This window comes from Streptomyces sp. WAC03905 (assembly GCF_057371075.1).
Window position 1 is genome coordinate 1,258,931 of record NZ_JBXYDZ010000003.1, and the last position, 16,623, is coordinate 1,275,553.

The 16,623-nt window shown below is 75.7% G+C and carries 14 protein-coding genes; all 14 read right to left on the reverse strand.

Annotated elements, in window-relative coordinates:
* Positions 1-27: 27 nt before the first annotated feature.
* The 14 genes from AC2RP6_RS08475 to AC2RP6_RS08540 all read right to left on the reverse strand — a co-directional run bounded on the left by AC2RP6_RS08475 (position 28) and on the right by AC2RP6_RS08540 (position 16,623).
* Positions 28-1,992, reverse strand: a complete 1,965-nt coding sequence (locus AC2RP6_RS08475; protein WP_486445636.1) for a flavin monoamine oxidase family protein — start codon at positions 1,990-1,992, stop codon at positions 28-30.
* 132 nt (positions 1,993-2,124) lie between these two features.
* Positions 2,125-2,862 carry a carbonic anhydrase gene (locus AC2RP6_RS08480; RefSeq protein ID WP_486445637.1) on the reverse strand — a complete coding sequence of 246 codons (738 nt, stop codon included), beginning with the start codon at positions 2,860-2,862 and terminating at the stop codon, positions 2,125-2,127.
* Positions 2,863-2,917: 55 nt separating this feature from the next.
* On the reverse strand, positions 2,918-4,822 hold the full coding sequence (locus AC2RP6_RS08485) for an ABC transporter ATP-binding protein (RefSeq protein WP_486445638.1): 1,905 nt from the start codon (positions 4,820-4,822) through the stop codon (positions 2,918-2,920).
* Positions 4,823-4,940: 118 nt separating this feature from the next.
* On the reverse strand, positions 4,941-6,323 hold the full coding sequence (locus AC2RP6_RS08490; protein WP_486445639.1) for a cytochrome P450: 1,383 nt from the start codon (positions 6,321-6,323) through the stop codon (positions 4,941-4,943).
* A gap of 223 nt (positions 6,324-6,546) precedes the next feature.
* A complete protein-coding gene (locus tag AC2RP6_RS08495; RefSeq protein ID WP_486445640.1) occupies positions 6,547-7,176 on the reverse strand; it encodes a DUF305 domain-containing protein in 630 nt (209 codons plus the stop codon).
* Between the two features lie 81 nt (positions 7,177-7,257).
* Positions 7,258-7,677 (reverse strand): DUF6153 family protein, encoded by a 420-nt coding sequence (locus AC2RP6_RS08500; RefSeq protein ID WP_486445641.1) that lies wholly within the window; start codon positions 7,675-7,677, stop codon positions 7,258-7,260.
* 36 nt (positions 7,678-7,713) lie between these two features.
* Positions 7,714-9,882: a tetratricopeptide repeat protein gene (locus tag AC2RP6_RS08505; RefSeq protein ID WP_486445642.1), complete on the reverse strand. Its 2,169-nt coding sequence runs from the start codon at positions 9,880-9,882 to the stop codon at positions 7,714-7,716.
* Between the two features lie 134 nt (positions 9,883-10,016).
* Positions 10,017-10,355 (reverse strand): hypothetical protein, encoded by a 339-nt coding sequence (locus AC2RP6_RS08510; RefSeq protein WP_486445643.1) that lies wholly within the window; start codon positions 10,353-10,355, stop codon positions 10,017-10,019.
* Between the two features lie 76 nt (positions 10,356-10,431).
* Positions 10,432-11,487 (reverse strand): iron-containing redox enzyme family protein, encoded by a 1,056-nt coding sequence (locus tag AC2RP6_RS08515; protein WP_486445644.1) that lies wholly within the window; start codon positions 11,485-11,487, stop codon positions 10,432-10,434.
* On the reverse strand, positions 11,484-11,726 hold the full coding sequence (locus tag AC2RP6_RS08520) for a CDGSH iron-sulfur domain-containing protein (RefSeq protein ID WP_486445645.1): 243 nt from the start codon (positions 11,724-11,726) through the stop codon (positions 11,484-11,486). The genes AC2RP6_RS08515 and AC2RP6_RS08520 overlap by 4 nt, the downstream gene beginning before the upstream one ends.
* On the reverse strand, positions 11,710-12,399 hold the full coding sequence (locus AC2RP6_RS08525; RefSeq protein WP_486445646.1) for a HemK2/MTQ2 family protein methyltransferase: 690 nt from the start codon (positions 12,397-12,399) through the stop codon (positions 11,710-11,712). The genes AC2RP6_RS08520 and AC2RP6_RS08525 overlap by 17 nt, the downstream gene beginning before the upstream one ends.
* A 149-nt stretch (positions 12,400-12,548) precedes the next feature.
* Positions 12,549-13,742: an NAD(P)/FAD-dependent oxidoreductase gene (locus AC2RP6_RS08530; RefSeq protein WP_486450260.1), complete on the reverse strand. Its 1,194-nt coding sequence runs from the start codon at positions 13,740-13,742 to the stop codon at positions 12,549-12,551.
* Between the two features lie 44 nt (positions 13,743-13,786).
* Entirely contained in the window at positions 13,787-15,190 is a 1,404-nt protein-coding gene (locus tag AC2RP6_RS08535) for an FAD-dependent oxidoreductase (protein ID WP_486445647.1), read from the reverse strand.
* Complete coding sequence (locus tag AC2RP6_RS08540) at positions 15,187-16,623, reverse strand: FGGY family carbohydrate kinase (protein ID WP_486450261.1); 1,437 nt, start codon at positions 16,621-16,623, stop codon at positions 15,187-15,189. Before AC2RP6_RS08540 ends, AC2RP6_RS08535 begins: the two co-directional genes overlap by 4 nt.

The window sequence follows — 16,623 nt, forward strand, 5'->3', positions numbered from 1 at the left end:
CGGGCGGCCCGGCGGCCCGGCGGCCGCTCACACCGACGCGTGGACCTCCAGGGCGGTGCGCACCGCGGATTCCAGGGCGCCCTCGATCCATGCCGGCTTGACGGAGGTGTGGCAGCCCGCGAAGTGCAGGTTCCCCTCCGGCCCGCGCACGTGCGGAAGGAGTTCGGTGTGCTGGCCGGGCAGCAGGACGGAGGCCTCTCCGTAGGCGTACGGGTCGCGCATCCAGGACTGGGTGCGCCCGACGCCGGTGTAGAACACCTCGATCCGCTGCCCGAACACCTCCTGGACCCCGGCCAGGGCGCGGGGGTAGCGCTCCTCGTCGTCCAGGGAGTCCCATTTCAGGGCGTCGTCTGCCCAGCTGTACGAGGCGAGCACGACTCCGCCCCGACTGCCCTCGACGGGGTGGGAGGGCTGGAACATGAAGCGGTTGGGGTTGTCGGTGGCCGAGCCGCCGCCGATGACCCCCGCGGCCTCGGGCTGGTCCCGGCTGAGGCTGCGGCAGGCCGCGTAGTGGGCCCGCTGGGCGCCGGAGATGCCGCTGCGCGCCACGGAGGAGTGGGCGCCCAGCAGCGTGCCGTCCTCCGGGGTCCGTCCGAGCTGGTACGCGCGGTACAGGCCGGGCCGCACGGCCTCCAGTTCGCGCTTCCAGTCCGCTTCGTCGAACTCCCACCAGCGGCGGCTGAACTCCAGCAGCACCTTGGTGGCCGCGTCGTAGTGCATCTCGGTGATCGCGCGCCGCTTGCCGTAGGAGAGCGCGGGGGTGACCGGGATGTGGCGCAGCCCCGAGAAGGGGACCGTGATGATCGCGGCGTCGGCGGTGAAGGTCTCGCGCTGCACGGGGCGGCCGCCGCGGCCCTCGGAGACCGTGTCGACGGTGACCCCGCCCTCCGTGTGGGTGATCCGGGTGGCTCGCCGGTCGAGCCGCACGATGTCCCGGACGCGGGCGTAGAGCGCGTCGGCGAGGGTGGCGGTGCCGCCGGGCAGTTCGAAGAAGGCGGTGTCGGGGCTGATCAGCGAGGATCCGATGAAGCTGTGCACGAAGGCGAGGTGGAGGCGGGAGGTGAGGTTCTCGACGGTTCCGATCAGGTCGATCGTGCGGTCGTCGAGCTTCGCCTCCTCGGTGAGGTAGCGGTACATCGACATGTGGCCGTAGCGCTGGATGACGCGCGCCCAGCCCTCGACGAGCGCCCTGTCCTTCTTGCCGTCGATCTCCTCGCGTACGGGGGCGAAGGCGCTCCGGACGATCTGTGCGGCGGGGATCCCCTCGTAGGCGGCGGGCACACCGAAGGAGCGGTTGAGGGTCTGCGGGCTGCGCGCGTAGTCGGCGCGGCGGACCCGGATGCCGTTGACGAAGATCCAGGTGCGGTGGGCGGGGCGGCCGGAGCCGTCGACGTCGACCAGGTGGAAGCGCCTGCGCCGGAGACCGAGGCTGTCGATCAGGCCGGTGACCAGCGGGTGGCTGTCGGGGATCCGCATGGCACCGGCTTCGGCGTACTGCTTGGGGTCGGCGAAGGCCGCGGCGGACTTCTCGTGTCCGCCGGTGCGGAAGGTCTTGATCCGGCCGCCGACTCGGTTGCCGTTGGCCTCGATGACGGTGACCGTGTGCCCGGCCTCGCGCAGCAGGTGGGCGGCGGTCAGTCCGGCCGGCCCGGCGCCGACGACCAGCACCTTCCTGCGGGGCATCCGGGAGCGCGGCAGCCCGTTGCGGAGGAGGACGTCCGCGTAGCCGGGCACCAGGGGCCGGTCGTCGTCGTCCCGTACGAGGACGGCCCGGGCGACGGTGAGGCAGGTCTCCCAGTCGGGGCGGGCGGAGCCGGACGGCGCCTGCGGGGTCCCGGCGGACGCGGAGGCGGCGGTGAGGGCGCCGGCTCCCGCGACCGCGGCCGCCCCGGCGATGAGGGTGCGGCGCGAGGGCCGGCGGGCGGGGTCCGGAGCGTGCCCGTCCGCCGGGTCGGGGGTGGCTTCGGGGCTGGGGGAAGCATCGATGATCATGAACCAACTCTCGCGTCACGCGGGCACCTTGATCGCCGAAAGGGGCCCGCGCGGGGAACTATCACCTGGACGTGCGCAGCGACCCCCTCCCGGTTGACGAACGGGGATTCGGGTGGCTCCGTCGTGCGGCGCTCAGCGGACCAGCCGTACCCGCTGGTTGGTGAGTTCGTACCGGGCCCCCACCACGGCGAGCGCACCGGCGACGATCTTGGCGGCCATCTCGGGCTCGGCGGCCAGCCGCTCGCGCACCAGCCGTACGTTGGCGGTGATCGCGGCGTCGATCCGTGCGGCGCCCCGCAGTCCGCGGTCGATGGCGGGGCGGATCTGGTCGACCAGGTACTGCATGTGGCCCGGGAGCGGCGGTCCGCCCTCGGCGGCCGAAACGGCCGCGGCGACGGCGCCGCACGACTGGTGTCCCAGGACGACGACCAGCGGGATGCGCAGTTCGAGCACCCCGTAGGCGATGCTGCCGAGGACCGCCTCATCCAGGACCTCACCCGCCGACCGTACGGTCAGCAGGTCGCCGAGGCCCTGGTCGAAGACCAGTTCCGGCGGAACCCGGGAGTCGACGCAGCCGAGGACGACGGCGAACGGGTGCTGGCCGGCGACGAGTGTGCGGCGCACGGTCCGCGTCTGGTCGGGGTGGCGCTCGTGGTAGGTCCGCCAGCGCCCGTTGCCCGCGACCAGCTCGCGGAGCGCCGACTCGGGGGTGGTGGGCCGCGATCCGGCCCCTCCCCCGACGGGCGGCGCCATGGGCACGCGGGCGGAGCCGGCCACCAGGCCGGCGCCCGCGGCGGCCGCGCCCGTCAGGACCAGCCGGGCCAGCCGCCGCCGGCCCGGGACTGCTTCACCTTCAGCTTCGACCTTCACATCGGGACAAACTATTCATTTGCGACCGCTGGGTCCTCCAGGACACGGCCGGGTTTCACCCCGGCTCGGAGGGTGCGCGGACCCCCGCGGCCGCCTCGGCGCCGGTGCCGCGGTCCTCGCCGGCGCCGGTGTCGGTGTCCTCGTCGGCGTCGGCGTCGGCGTCGGCGTCGGTGTCGTGCAGGAAGCCGCCCGACTGGTGCTTCCACAGCTTGGCGTAGGCGCCCCCGGTCGTGAGGAGGTCCTGGTGCGTGCCCTGCTCCACGATCCGGCCGCGGTCGAGGACGACGAGTTGGTCCATGGTGGCCACCGTGCTCAGCCGGTGCGCCACCACCAGCGCCGTCCGGCCCTCCATCAGCCGCCACAGCGCCTCCTGGACGAGGATCTCGCTCTCCGAGTCCAGGGCGCTGGTCGCCTCGTCGAGCAGCAGGATCGGCGCGTCGCGCAGGATGGCCCGGGCGAGGGCGACCCTCTGGCGCTGTCCGCCGGACAGCTTGACGCCGCGTTCGCCGACCATGGTGTCGAAGCCGTCGGGCAGCGCGTCCGCGAACTCCGTGACGTGCGCCGCCTCGGCGGCCCGCCGGATCTCGGCCTCGGTGGCCCCCGGCCGGGCGAAGGCGATGTTCTCGCGCAGGGTGCGGTGGAACATCGCCGGGTCCTGCGGGACGTAGGCGAGCCGGCTGCGCAGGTCCGCCTGGCGCAGGCGGCTGATGTCCTGACCCCCGATCAGGATCCGGCCGCCGTCCACGTCCGTCATCCGCAGCAGCAGCCGGGTGAGCGTGGTCTTGCCGCCGCCGGACCGGCCGACGAGGCCGATCTTCGACCCTCCGGGCACGATCAGGTCGAGGCCCTCGAAGAGCGGCCGTCCGCCGCCGTGGGAGAAGTTCACCCGTTCGAAGCGCACGTCGGCGCCCTCGGTCCGCAGCGGCTCCGGGGTCACCGGGTCGAGCACCGTCGGCGGCCGCAGCAGCAGTTCGGTGAACTGCGCGGCCTCCGTCATCGAGCTCTCCAGGCGGCGGTAGATCTGGTTGAACTCGAACATGATGCGGGTCGCGTTGGCGTAGTAGGTGAAGGTGACGATGATCGCCTCCACCCCGTGCTCCCCGGCTCCCAGGGCGATGGCCAGCAGCAGGCCCAGCACGTTGGTCAGTACGGACAGCGGCGCGACCAGCGTGTCGATGCGCAGGTTGCCGTAGTCCCACGAGCGCAGCGTCAGCCGGCGCGACTCGGCGACGCGGGAGCGGTGTTCGGCGGCCTCGCGGTCCTCGGCGGCGAACGCCCGCACCGTGTCCATGTTCATCAGGCTGTCGGCGACGTGTCCCGAGACCCGGGCGATCGCCTCCTCGCGCCGGGCGACGAGGGTCTGGCGGCGTCGGATGAGCGGGGTGACGCACAGCGCGGTCAGGGCGATCAGCGTGAGCAGGCCGACCACGAGCATCGGCTCGTACTGCCACAGCACCACCGACGCGAACAGCAGCGGTACGAAGCTGCCCATGACCGAGAAGGTCAGCGTGTCGACGAACTCCTCGAAGCGGGAGGCGAAGCTGAGGACCCGCTTGGTGAGCGATCCGGCGAAGTTGTCGTGGAAGAACGCCGCGTCCTTCGCGAAGAGTTCGTCCATGCCGATGACGTACAGGTGCTCGATGCCGCGGGCGTCGAGGCGGTTGAGGCAGTGCAGGCCGATCCGCCACAGCGTCTCCGCGAGCAGCAGGACCCCGGCGAAGGCCAGGACGTGGGGGAGCATCGTGTCGAGGCCGGCGCCGCCGTCCTCGGCGACCCGGCCGACGAGCTTCGCCACGACCAGTGGCGCGACGTAGAAGATGCCGATGTTGCCCAGCGCCGGGAGCAGCATGGCGGGAGCGGTGACCAGGCGCAGGCGCGCCAGTTCCCGTCCGTAGTAGCGGAGTGCGAGGAGTACCGAGCCCTTGCTCGGCATGCTTTCGGGCGTTGTTGGCGATCCCATCCCAAACCCTGTGCAGTCGGACCGGCAGGACAGGAGTCGGAGTGTCCCGTACGGGCGCCGCGGCGGTCCACGTGTTTTCCGGCTGGTGGCCCCGCTGCCGCCGTGCCGACGTGGCCGGTCACGCTACGGCGTCGAGGGTGGCGGGGGTCGGGCCGGCGGGGCGGACGGTGAGGCCGTAGGAGGCCCCGGGCGGCGCCGAGCGCAAGCGCGGGACGTGGGCGGGCAGCAGGTGCTCGAGGAGGACGGTGGACTCCCGCAGGGCGAACCGCAGGCCCAGGCAGGCCCTCGGGCCGAGGCCGAACGGGGCGTAGGCGCCCGGGCGGTCGGGGCGCCGGCCGGGGGTGAGGAAGCGGTCGGGGTCGAAACGGCCCGGATCCTCCCAGACGCCCGGGTCGCGGTGGGTGAGATACGGGCAGACCAGGACCTCGGTGCCGGCTTCGATCGCGTACCCGGCGAGGACGTCGTCGCCGTCGGCGTGGCGGGGCAGGATCCACGCGGAGGGGTAGAAGCGCAGGGTTTCGTGGACGAGGGCCCGTACCGCCCGGCTCCGTTCGGGTGAGCCGTCCGTGCCTGCGGCGAGGGCCCGTTCGCGCGCCCGCGGGTGGCGGTCGAGCAGGAGGTGGAGCCAGGTCAGGGTGCCGGCCGTGGTCTCGTGACCGGCGACCAGCAGGGTGACCAGCTCGTCCCGGATCAGCCGGTCGGTGTACTCCGGCGAGGTCCCGGCGGCGTCCAGCAGGACCTGCAGCAGGCCCGGGCCGTGCGGTCCCGCGCCGGCGGAGCGGGCGGTGTCGATGGCGCGGCTCGACACGGCGTCGATGCGGGCCAGTTCACCGGCCACGGCACCCCGGGCGGTGACGCCGTCGGCGGGCAGGCTGGGCAGGGCGGCCACGACGGCCGGTACGGCGGCCAGTTCCCGTTCCGTGGCCGGGTCGAGGGGATGTCCGGTGAGGGAGCGCCAGATGGTGTCCAGCGCGAACCGGCGCATCTCCTCGCCGATGTCGAGGACCTGCCCGCTGCGGGCGTACTCCGCCCAGCGGGCGGCGGTCGTCTGCGCCGCCCCGGAGATGCGCTGCTCGTAGCGGCGCATCCCACGGCCGGTGAACTGGGACTGCAGGAGCCGCCGTTGGCGCTGCCAGGCGTCGCCGGTCGCGGACAGGACGCCGTCGCCGAGCAGCAGCCGGGCCCGGTGCGAGCGTTTCACGTACAGGTCGGGCCGCAGCGCGAGGACGTGCTGGACGGCGTCGGGTGCGGTGACCAGGACGGTCGGGCGCGGACCGAGCCGGAACGCGGCGACCCCGCCGAGCCGTGCGCGGGCCTGGGCGAACAGGTCGATGAGCTCCCCCTCCCCCGGCCCGCCAGTCCCGGACGAGGGCGGGATCCAGCTCGGGGACCGGGCGGGCGCCCCGGGACGGGACCGGGAGGGGGCCGGGGCGGGCGTGGGTGGCCACGGATCTGCTCCTGTTCGGCGGCTGTCGACGGCCGTGCGCGGGTGGGTCCTCACGGACCGGTTTCGGCATCACGCACTGTAGGGGAGCGGGCACGGCGGGCGACAGCCCGCCGCCGGCCACGGGACGTTCGGGCGGAGGCGCCCTCCCCGGGGACCACCAGGATCCCGTTCGTTTGCGTCCGTGCCCCACGCCCGGGGAGGGAACGGGGTCGGGAAGAGGTCTGGCGTCCCCGGGGGCCCGGCCGGGGCGGTCGTGCGCCCCGGCCGGACCGGTGGGTCAGCCGCGGCCGAGGAGTTCGTTCATCTGCGCGATCTCGGCGGACTGGGAGGTGACGATCGCCTCCGCCATCGTCCTGGCCCCGGGGAAGGCGCCCTGGGCCTGCTCCGTCTTCGCCATCGCCACCGCGCCCTCGTGGTGCTCGATCATCAGCTCCATGAAGGCGGTGTCGAACGCCGCGCCGGAGGCCGCCTTGAGCCGGTCCATCTGCTCCGCGGTCATCATCCCGGCCGTGCCGTGTGCGGAGTGGTCCCCGGCGCCCGCGGCGGGGACCTGCGCACCCCAGGAGGTCAGCCATCCGGAGAGGGTCCGGATCTCGGGGTCCTGGGCCTTCCTGATGTCCTCGGCGAGCTTCTTCACCTCGGCCGAACCGGCGCGGGCGGGGGCCAGTTCGGCCATCTCCACGGCCTGGCGGTGGTGGGGGATCATCCCCGTGGCGAAGGCGACGTCGTCGCCGTTGTGCTGCCCCGGGCCGACGGGGGCCGACGGGGTCGCGGTGGGCGGGGCGGTGGTGTGGCCGTCGTGGCCGCCCGCCGCGTCGCCGCCGCCGCAGGCGACGAGCACGACGGCGGCCGCACCCGCGCAGACGACGACGGCGGCGCGGCGGACGAGGGAACGCTTGCTGGTCATGGTGGTGCTGCTCCTTGCTCCGCGGCCCGGTTCTCGGGCGTGCGGGAAGAACGGATGGAGAGGGATCGGGGAGCGATGCCTCTAGATCCGCAGCAGCTGCAGTTCGGCGAGATCGGGCGGGGCCCGGGCGGCCGTCGCGCCCACCGGCGCGGCGGGGTCCGCCGGGGACGCCGCGGGTGCGCCGGCCGACGACTCGGCGAGCGCCGGCGGCGTGTACGCCGAGGCGATGCCGGCGGCGGCGCACGTGGCGTCCGCGTGCTCGGCATGGCCCGAACCGCCGCCGTCGGGGTGCGCGCAGTGCTCGCCCGCCGGCCCGGCGGCGGGAACCGCGTGGTCCGCGGCCGTCGCGTGGTGGGCGGCCGGGGGTACGGCGGCACGCGCCGGGGCCGGCCCCAGCGCGTGCATGCCGAGGATCCCGGCCAGCACCGCGAGCACCAGCACCGGCAGGGCCGCACCGCGCGCCGTGGGGCGTCGGTGTGCCGGCCGGCGGGTGTGGGTCACCGGATCATCGTACGGTGATCCGTGCGCGGGGGTGCGTCATGGGCTGTCCGGCGGGGTGAGGCCGGCCAGCAGCTCCCTGGCCAGGCGCAGATGGCGGTGCCCCGGCTCCAGCAGGGCCTGCGCGTCGCCGAGGGTCCGGGCCAGCAGGGCGCGGGCGGCCTCGGGGCGGCCGGAGGAGGGCAGGGCGCGGGCCCACTCCAGCCGGGCGTAGAGGGTGTGCGGGTGGCCGGGGCCCATGACCCGGGTGCGGTCGGCGACCAGCGACTCCCAGGCGGCCGCCGCCTCCGCGGCGCGGCCGGCCCGGGCCGCGACGGCGGCGCGGCTGCTGCGGACGGCGAGGGTGTGCGGGTCGTCGGGGCCGAGGCAGCGTTCGGAGTCGGCGAGCAGCCCGGCCAGCTCGGCGTCTGTGCGGGCGGGGTCACCGGCCCGGTACCAGATCAGGCCGCGCCGGGTGGCCAGCACCTGGGGGTCGTCGGGGCCCTGTACCCGCAGCCGGTCGGCGAGCAGCCGGGCCAGCTGCCGGGCCGCCTCGGCGGGGGCGCCCGACTCGCCGGTGAAGTAGGCCAGTTCGTGACGGGCGGCGAGGGTGTCGGGGTGGTCGGGGCCGAGAAGGGACGCCGCGTCGGCGGCCAGGGCGGCGAACCGCCCCGCGGCGGCGTGCGGGTTGCCGGCCTCGCCGGTGAAGAAGGCCAGCTGGTGGCGGGCGGCGAGGGTCTCGGGGTGGCCGGGTCCCAGCCGGTCCTCGCGCCGCCGGGTGATGCCGGCGAGGTCGGCCGCGGCCCGGCGCGGCCGGCCCGCGTCCCCGATCGTCAGGGCGAGCAGGAAGTCGGCACCGGGGACCCTGCCCAGCCGGGCCTTGGCGAGCGCCTCGGCGGCCCGCCCGGGCCGCCCCTCCTGGTGGGCCAGCAGGCCCATGTCGTAGGCCTCGGCGGCGTTGGCTCGGGCAAGGAGGGACCGCCACAGGTGCTGCGGGACGGGGGCCAGGCCGGGGGCGTCCAGCAGGTAGTCGAGGGCCGTGTATCCCTGGGTGTGGCTGCCGAGGAGCAGGCCGCCGGTGGCGTGGACGGCGGTGCGGGCCCAGCTCAAGGCGTCGTCGAAGGGTTCCGGCCGGAGGTCACCGCCGCCGCGCTCCACCAGGTAGGGCCGGTGCAGTTCGCGCAGCCGGTCGCGGCTGACCGGGCCGCGCAGTCCGGCTCGCCGGCAGTCCACGGCGGCCGCGACGACGGCGGCGCCGCGCGGATTGGCGCCGGGTGCCCAGGCGTTGTGCCAGGTCGCGAGCAACTCCGGTCCGGCCGCCAGGACCTCGGCGATGCCGAAGCGCTCGCCGGCCCGCAGCGCCGCGACGATCCTCGGGTCCTGGGCGTGGGCGGCGGCCCGCCGGCGCTCCCCCTCCGACCAGTGCCGGTCCAGCCGTACCACCTCCGCCTGCCCGAGCACGTCGCGCTGGGTGCGCCAGGCGTCCCGGTCGGAGCCCGTCAGACGGCTCTCCTCGCGGGCGTCGAAGCGCCGGAACTCCTGGGTGCGCAGAGTCGCCAGCACCACCCGGCGGCCCGGCACCGGTACCGACAGGGCGGCCAGCATGGCCGTCGTGAGGCCGCCCGCGCCGAGGAACTCCTCCAGGTCGTCCAGCCACAGCACGGCCCGCCGCCGGCCGCCGGCCACACGCAGCGCCTGCGGGAGGGCGGGCCGGCCCAGCGGGCGGACGAAGGCGTGCCGGGGGAAGAGCGCCCGGGCCACTTCGTACGCGAGCCGGGACTTGCCGGCGGTGGACTCCCCCACCAGCAGTACGAATCCGGCCCGGCCGAGGGCGTCGCGCAGCCGGGGTTCGACGTCGCGGCGGATGTACGCGGGGGCCGCGCCCGGCGTCCGGCCGCCGTCGGCGGGATGCCCGTCCGCGTGGTGGGCGCCGGCCGGCTCGGGGCGGTCCACCTGCCGCAGCGTGGGGATCCGGCCCGACGCGGTGCGCAGCAGTGCGCCGGGCCCGGTTCGGGCGGTGTCCTCCCCCTCGGGTGCCCGGCGTCGTGGTTGCAGCCGCTCGGCGACAAGCCAGGAGAGGGTGGTGACGGCCGCGCCGATGCCGGTGGCCCACACCCCGCCGGTCCAGACCGAGGCCATGGCCAGGGCGGCCGCGCCCAGGCCGACCGCGCCCACGTGGACGGGCCAGTCGCGCAACCGGCCGTCCTCCCGCACGAGCAACACCGGCATGCCGCCCCCCAACACGTCCGCGCCCGGACCCCATTTTCACCCGTGCGGGTGAATTCGGTACCCAGTGAGGCGAAGTGGCCGTGCGGTCTGACCGGATGTCAGCGGTGCGGGCGGGCCCGGGAGGTGCTGGGGGCTCAGCCCTCCTTGACCGGCACGGTGATGTTCCGGTTGCGGATGAGGACCCGTTCGACCTCGTCGCCGATCTCGAACTCGCCCTCCACGTCCGTGGGTGTGAGGACCTGGATGACGGTCCCGGTCGGTGCGACCTCGGTCAGCTCCAGGTGGAGTTCCCCGGGGACCGGCACGGTTCGCGGTGGTGCCGGGTCCAGCCGGAGCAGGTGGCCCGGGGTGCGGCACGCGCAGGTGCCCTTCACCGTGACCCGGCGGCCGCCGCCCCCGTCGCCCCCGTGGACCGTGGCGGTGAAGTCCTCCGCGCCGGCCTCGCACGCGAATCCGTTCCCGTAGGCGGACATGTCTTCTCCCCTCGTCGGTTCGCCGGGTGGCCGGTCACACGCGGTCCGGTCTCGGCCGGCGCCCCTTCCCGGTCGGTCACCGTGCCGGCAGCGGGGAGCGCAGGGCGCTGTCGCCCCGGTCCCAGGCCCGCCCGATGTGGTCGGCGAGCCGGTCCTCCACGAGGACGGTGGCCGCGCAGCCGAAGGCGACGTCGGCCTCCAGGTCCGGTTCGTCGGCGAGCAGACCGCCGATGACCTCGTGCCGCACGACCTGTTCGTGGACGGCGTCCGCCTCGACGTGCTCGGCGTAGAAGTGTTCCGCCGCGGCTCCCGCGCCGCACCGCCGCATGGCCTTGGCCAGGCGGCGGGAGCCGGGTGAGGAGGTGACCTCGACGCAGGCGAAGTGGCCGACGAGGGCTCCGCGCAGCGCCCGGTGGAGGCCGAAGAGGGACATCAGATTGACGGTCGCGAGCAGCGGGGCCGGCGCCCGGTCCAGGTACCGGCCGTAGGCCGGGTCCAGCCCGAGGTCGGTCATCAGGTCGGCGAAGAGCCGCGCGTGGATGCGGTCGGCGCGGCCCGCGCCGAACTCGTCGTACTCGATGGCGACCATGGCGGCCTTGGCGCGGCCGGTCAGCCGGGGGATGACCCAGGCGTGCGGGTCGGCCTCCTTGAGGTGGTAGAGGGAGCGCAGGGCGGCGTACTCGCGCAGCTGCCACAGCTCGCCGTCGGTCTGCAGCCGGTGGCTGAGGCTTCCGGAGAGGTCCACGGGCTCGACGAGGAGCGGGGCGAAGGCCTCCTCGACGGTCCGGGGTCCGTCGGCCAGCTCGGTGCGCAGGGCGTGCAGGAAGCGGGCTTCCATGTCCTGTCGCAGCCGCAGCAGGTCGGGGTCCCATTCCCGGGCGTCGTCGACCCGGTCGAACCCGGCGTAGTGCAGTTCGTAGAGGAGGTACAGGGCGAGGTGCAGGTCCTCGCCCCACGGGTCGGCGCGCAGCACGGAACCGGCGGCGTACTCCGGCGGGCCGCCCGACCGCAGGGCCCGGATCACCGCGCCGGACAGCTCGCCCCGCGCCTCGGCCAGGGCGGGGCGGGGCTCCGGGCGCGCGGCGGTCGCCGTGGCCGTCGCCGTCGTGTTCGGGTGGTTGCCTGCTGTCATCGGGGGTTCCCGTCCTCGTTCGGCGAAGCGGCTCGTTCGCGGGGTCGGTGGCTGGTGTCGCACCACGGGTACGCGCGGCTGCGCCGGCAGGTGCACACCGCGACGACGAACCGGTCGGACCGCACGACGGTGCCGTCGTCGAGGGCGATCTCGACGGGGCCCTCGACCAGGACGGGGCCCTGCGGGTCCACGGACACCCGGCGGGCGGGGGGCGGGGCGCTGTCAGACGGACACGGCACGGACGATCACCAGCTCTTCCCATTCCTCGTGCGGGGCCGCGATGCCCCGCCGCTCCAGCCAGGCCCGCCGTCCGCGCAGGACGGGACCCCAGGGCACGGCGGTCCTCGCGGTGACCCCGGCGGTGAGGCCGGCCGCGGACAGCCGGTCGACGGTCTCCTGGGCCCCGCACATGCCCGAGTGCACCATGAGCAGGGAGCCGCCGGCCCGCAGCAGCGCCGGTGCCCTGGCGCAGATCCGGTCGATGACGGCGCGGCCGTCGGGGCCGGCGTCCCAGGCCCGCTCCGGCCCGTGCGCGGGGAGCCCGGCCCCGGGTGCGGGGACGTACGGCGGGTTCGCGAAGACCACGTCGAAGCGGTGGCCGTCGGTGCGTGCGGCGAAGTCGCCGTGCAGCAGGCGCAGGGGAAGTCGCCGGCGCAGGGCGTTCAGGCGGGCCGTGAGCAGGGCGGGCCAGGAGACGTCCACCGCGGTGACCTGTGCGCCCCGGTCCGCCGCGTGCAGGGCGAGCGCGCCGGTACCGGTACCGATCTCCAGCACGTCCCGGCCGGGACCCAGGTCCTCGTGGGCGAGCGCCTCGGCGAGGAACCGGGTGTCCGCCTGTGGCCGGTACACACCCGGGAGGGCGATCAGACCCGGAGGGAGCGCGCCCGGGGTGAATGTCGTACTGGACACCATGTGCTGCCTCCCGTTGTGCGTGGGGCCCGCGGGGCCGAGTCGCGGCGTGTGACGGCAGTGGGCGCCTGCCCCCGGCTCGGCGAACCATCCGGGCACGGAGTGACCTTCGGAGGAACAGACAGAAATCGGGCACCGCCGGTCTGTGCGGGTCAGCCGAGGGCCAGTACGACCGGTCCGCCGGTGAGGTCGACGCGGGCCGTCCAGTGCGGGGGGAGGCGCAGCGAACGGGACGGGGACGCCTGTCCCGGCAGGCGGCGCCGCCACAGTGTCCGGCCGTCCTGGGTCGCCGTGACCACGGGGGCGGTGACGGCTCGGCCGGAGCGCAGCAGCAGGGGCCGTCCGGCGGGGCCCGTGATCCGGTTGGGGGTCACCCACAGGAGCGGCGCCCGGACCTCCAGCGGCGGCCCGGGCTCGGGCCAGGCTGCGCCCGCGAGGTGGGCGAATACGGGGGCCGCCGCGGCGGCGCCCTCCCCGGCGGCGGTGGCCGCGCCTTCGATGCCGCGGAGGGCGTTGCCGACGGCGAAGACGCCGGGCACGGCCGTGCGGAAGGCGGCGTCCACGCCGGGGCCGCGGGTGCCCGGGTCGAGGGGGACCGCGCCGCGGCGGGCCAGTTCGTGGTCGGGGATCCAGTCGCCGGTGAACACCACGGTGTCACAGGTGAGCAGGCCCGTGCGGCCGTCGCGGTGGTGGACGGCCAGGCCGCTCAGCCGGCCGCGGCCGCGCAGGGCGCCGACGGTCGTCTCCGTGAGCAGCGGGACTCCCGGTACGGCGGCGGCGCGCGGGACTTCGGTGAGCATCGCCACCACGTCGGTGCCCGCCCCGCGCAGCACGGCCACCGCGTGGCGGGCCACGGGCTCGGCGCCCACCACGACGGCCCGCCGGCCGACGGGCAGTCCGTGCTCGTGGACGGACCGCAGCAGCTCTCCCGTGGTGAACACGCCCTGCGGGCGGGAGCCGGGGACGAGCCGGGCGCTGCGCGGGCGTTCCCGGGCGCCGGTGGCGAGGACGACGGCCCGGGCCGTGATCCTCTCCAGGCCCGCCGGGCCGGTGGTCTCCAGACGGAGCGGGCCGGCCCAGCCGGTGGCGGTGACGCCGGTACGGACCACCGCGCCGGCGGCGAGGGCCGCCGTCACCGCCCGCTGCGCGTACCGGGGCCCGTGCAGCCAGGGGCGCGGCGGGCGGCCGAAGCCCCCGTGGCGGAGGTGGAGCGGCATGCCGCCCGCCCGGGGCTCGCGGTCGAGGACCTCGACCCGGCCGGCGCCCGCCTCCGCCAGCCGGGTGGCCAGGGCCAGTCCGGCCGGGCCGGCGCCGACGACCAGGACGTCCGCCCGTACGTCGCGCACGCCGTCCCCCGTCGGGCGTGCGTCGTCCCGCGCGTCCGCACCGGTCACCGGCGGGCCTCCTCGAACAGGGCGCGGACGGCGGCGCCGCAGTGGAAGCCCTGGCAGCGGCCGCCCCGGGCCCGGGTGCGCCGCCGCAGGCCGTCGGGAGACACGGGCGGCACGGTCGAGGCGAGCGCGTCACGGATCTCGCCGCGGGTCACGCGCTCGCAGTGGCAGACGATCCGGCCGTACTCCGGGTCGGCCGCGATCATCGCGGCGTCCCGGTACGGGCGGGGGAAGGCCTCGCCGAGGTTGGGCATGCGCACCGGGTCCGGCTCGCGGGCGCCGGTGACGGGGAGTCCGCCGTCGGCGAGCAGCTCCACGACGTGGGCGGCGATCGCCATCGAGGCGCTCAGGCCGGTGGACCGGATGCCGCCGACGCTCACGTACCGCTGGGCGGGGTGCGCCCGGATGGCGTAGTCCTCCTGCCCGGTGGCCGCGCGCAGTCCCGCGTAGACGGCGGTGACCTCCTCGTCGAGGAGCGCGGGCAGGATCCGCCGGCCCTTCTCCCGCAGCAGGGCGAGCCCTGCGGCGGTCGAGGCGGTGTCCGCCTTGTCGTCCAGGTCCTCGGCGGTGGGCCCGAGCATGACGTTCCCGTAGACGGTCGGGGTGACCAGCACGCCCTTGCCGCGGGCGTCCGGCACCGGCAGCAGGACGTGGCGGACGAGGCCGCGCGCGAGTTCGTCGAAGACGATGAGCTGGCCGCGGCGGGGCGTGACGGTGAAGTCGGCGTGGCCGAGGAACCGGTCGATCACGTCGGCGTACAGGCCGGCCGCGTTGACCAGGTGGCGGGTGCGCAGCGGGCCCCGGCCGGTGGTGAGGGTGTGCGGTGCCCCCGGAGTGACCGCCCGGACCGGGCAGTTGAGGTGCAGGTCGACGCCGGCGCGGACGGCCTGCGTGGCGTGGGCGAGGGTGGTCGTCCAGGGGCAGACGAGGGATTCGTCCGGGACGTGGAGGGCGCCGAGGGCGCCGGGGCCGAGGTGCGGTTCGCGGGCGCGTACCTCGGCGGCGGTAAGGATCCGGGCCGCGCGGTAGCCGTTGCGGGCGGCCTTGTCGGCGAGGCCCGGCAGGGCGGCGAGCTGTTCCCCGGTCCAGGCCACGAGCAGGGCCCCGACCGGTTCGACGGGGATGCCGCAGGCGGCGGCGTAGGAGGTGAGCAGTCGGTGTCCGTCCCGGACGAGCCGGGCTTCCAGGGATCCGGGCACGGCGTCGAAACCGGTGTGCAGGAGTGCGGTGTTGGCCTTGGAGGTGCCGTTGCCGACGTCGTCGGACGCGTCGACGAGGGCGGTGCGCAGGGGGAGGCGGGCCAGTTCGCGGGCGATGGCGCAGCCCACCGCGCCGGCGCCGACGACCGTCACGTCGTAGGGTTCGGCGCCGTCGGGGAGGGGGCCGCGCCGGGTGACGGTCATGCGGTTCCGTCGAGCAGCGCGGACACCGCCGTCCGGAACCGGGTGCGGCGCTCGGCGGCCTGCGCGGCGTCGGCCCTCGGTTCGTAGACGGCCGACGGCTTCCACTCCGGGACGGCCTCGGGCACGGTGAGGGAGGGGTCGAGCCCGAGGCGTGCGACGGCGCCCACGCCGAGCGCGGTGGCGTCCGGGAGCGCGGACACCTCGACGGGGATCTGCAGCAGGTCGGCCTGCGCCTGCATGAGCAGGGCGGACCGGGTGAGTCCGCCGTCGACGCGGAGGGTGGCCAGCGGTGCGCCCAGGTCGGTGGCGACGGCGTCGGCGAGTTCGGCCACTTGTGCGGCGATGCCGTCGCACAGCGCGTGCACGAGGTGCCCGGCGGTGGTGTCGAGGCCGAGGCCCGTGACCGAGCCGCGCAGGTCGCCGCGCCACCAGGGGGCGGCGAGGCCGGCGAGCGCGGGGACGAAGGTGACGCCGCCCGCGTCGGGGGTGGTCCCGCCCACGGTGTCGATGTCCTGGGCGCCGGCGATCACGCCGAGGTCAGTGAGCCAGCGGACGGCGGAAGCGGCCGTGTAGACCTGGCCGTCCAGGCAGTAGCTGGTCTCGCCGCCGAGCCGCCAGGCGACGCAGCCGACGAGCCCGGTGGCGCTGCGGCGGGGGCGGGGGCCGGTCTGTGCGAGGAGGAACGCCCCCGTGCCGTAGGTGCACTTGGCGGTTCCGGGGTCGGTGACGCGCTGGGCCAGCAGGGCGGCCTGCTGGTCGACGAGCAGTCCCGTCAGCGGCAGCGGGAGGCCGAACGCGGTGGTGGTGCCGACCCGGGTGTCCGCGCCGACGACGTCCGGCAGGGGTTCTCCGGTGAGGCCGAAGGCGTCCAGGGCGGCGGGCGACCAGTCGACGGTGTCGAGGTCGAGGAGCTGGGTGCGGCCGGCGGTCGCCGCGTCGGTGACGAAGGCGCCGGTGAGCCGGTGCACCAGCCATGCGTCGCTGGTCGTCACCACGCCCCGCCGGGTGAGGTGACGGCGTATCCAGGCCATCTTCGGCGCGGCGAAATACGGGTCGAGGGGCAGTCCCGTGCGCTCCTGCAAGGCGTCGGCGTGCGGGGCCAGTTCGGCGCACAGCTGCTCGGCGCGGCGGTCCTGCCAGACGATCGCTGCGGTCAGCGGCTCGCCGTTGGCGGGGTCCCAGGCGAGGACGGTCTCGCCCTGGTTGGCCAGGCCGACCGCGGCGACCGGTTCACCGGCCGCGGCCAGGGCGGCGCGTCCGGCGTCGAGGACCGATGCCAGCAGCTCGCGGGGGTCGACCTCCACACGGCCGCCCGGCAGGTACCGGGGCCGTACGGCGGCGGATGCGGAGCCGATGACGCCGCGTTCGGGACAGACGACGAGGGCCTTGGTTCCCGAGGTGCCCTGGTCCACAGCGAGCACCGGGCCCGTCAT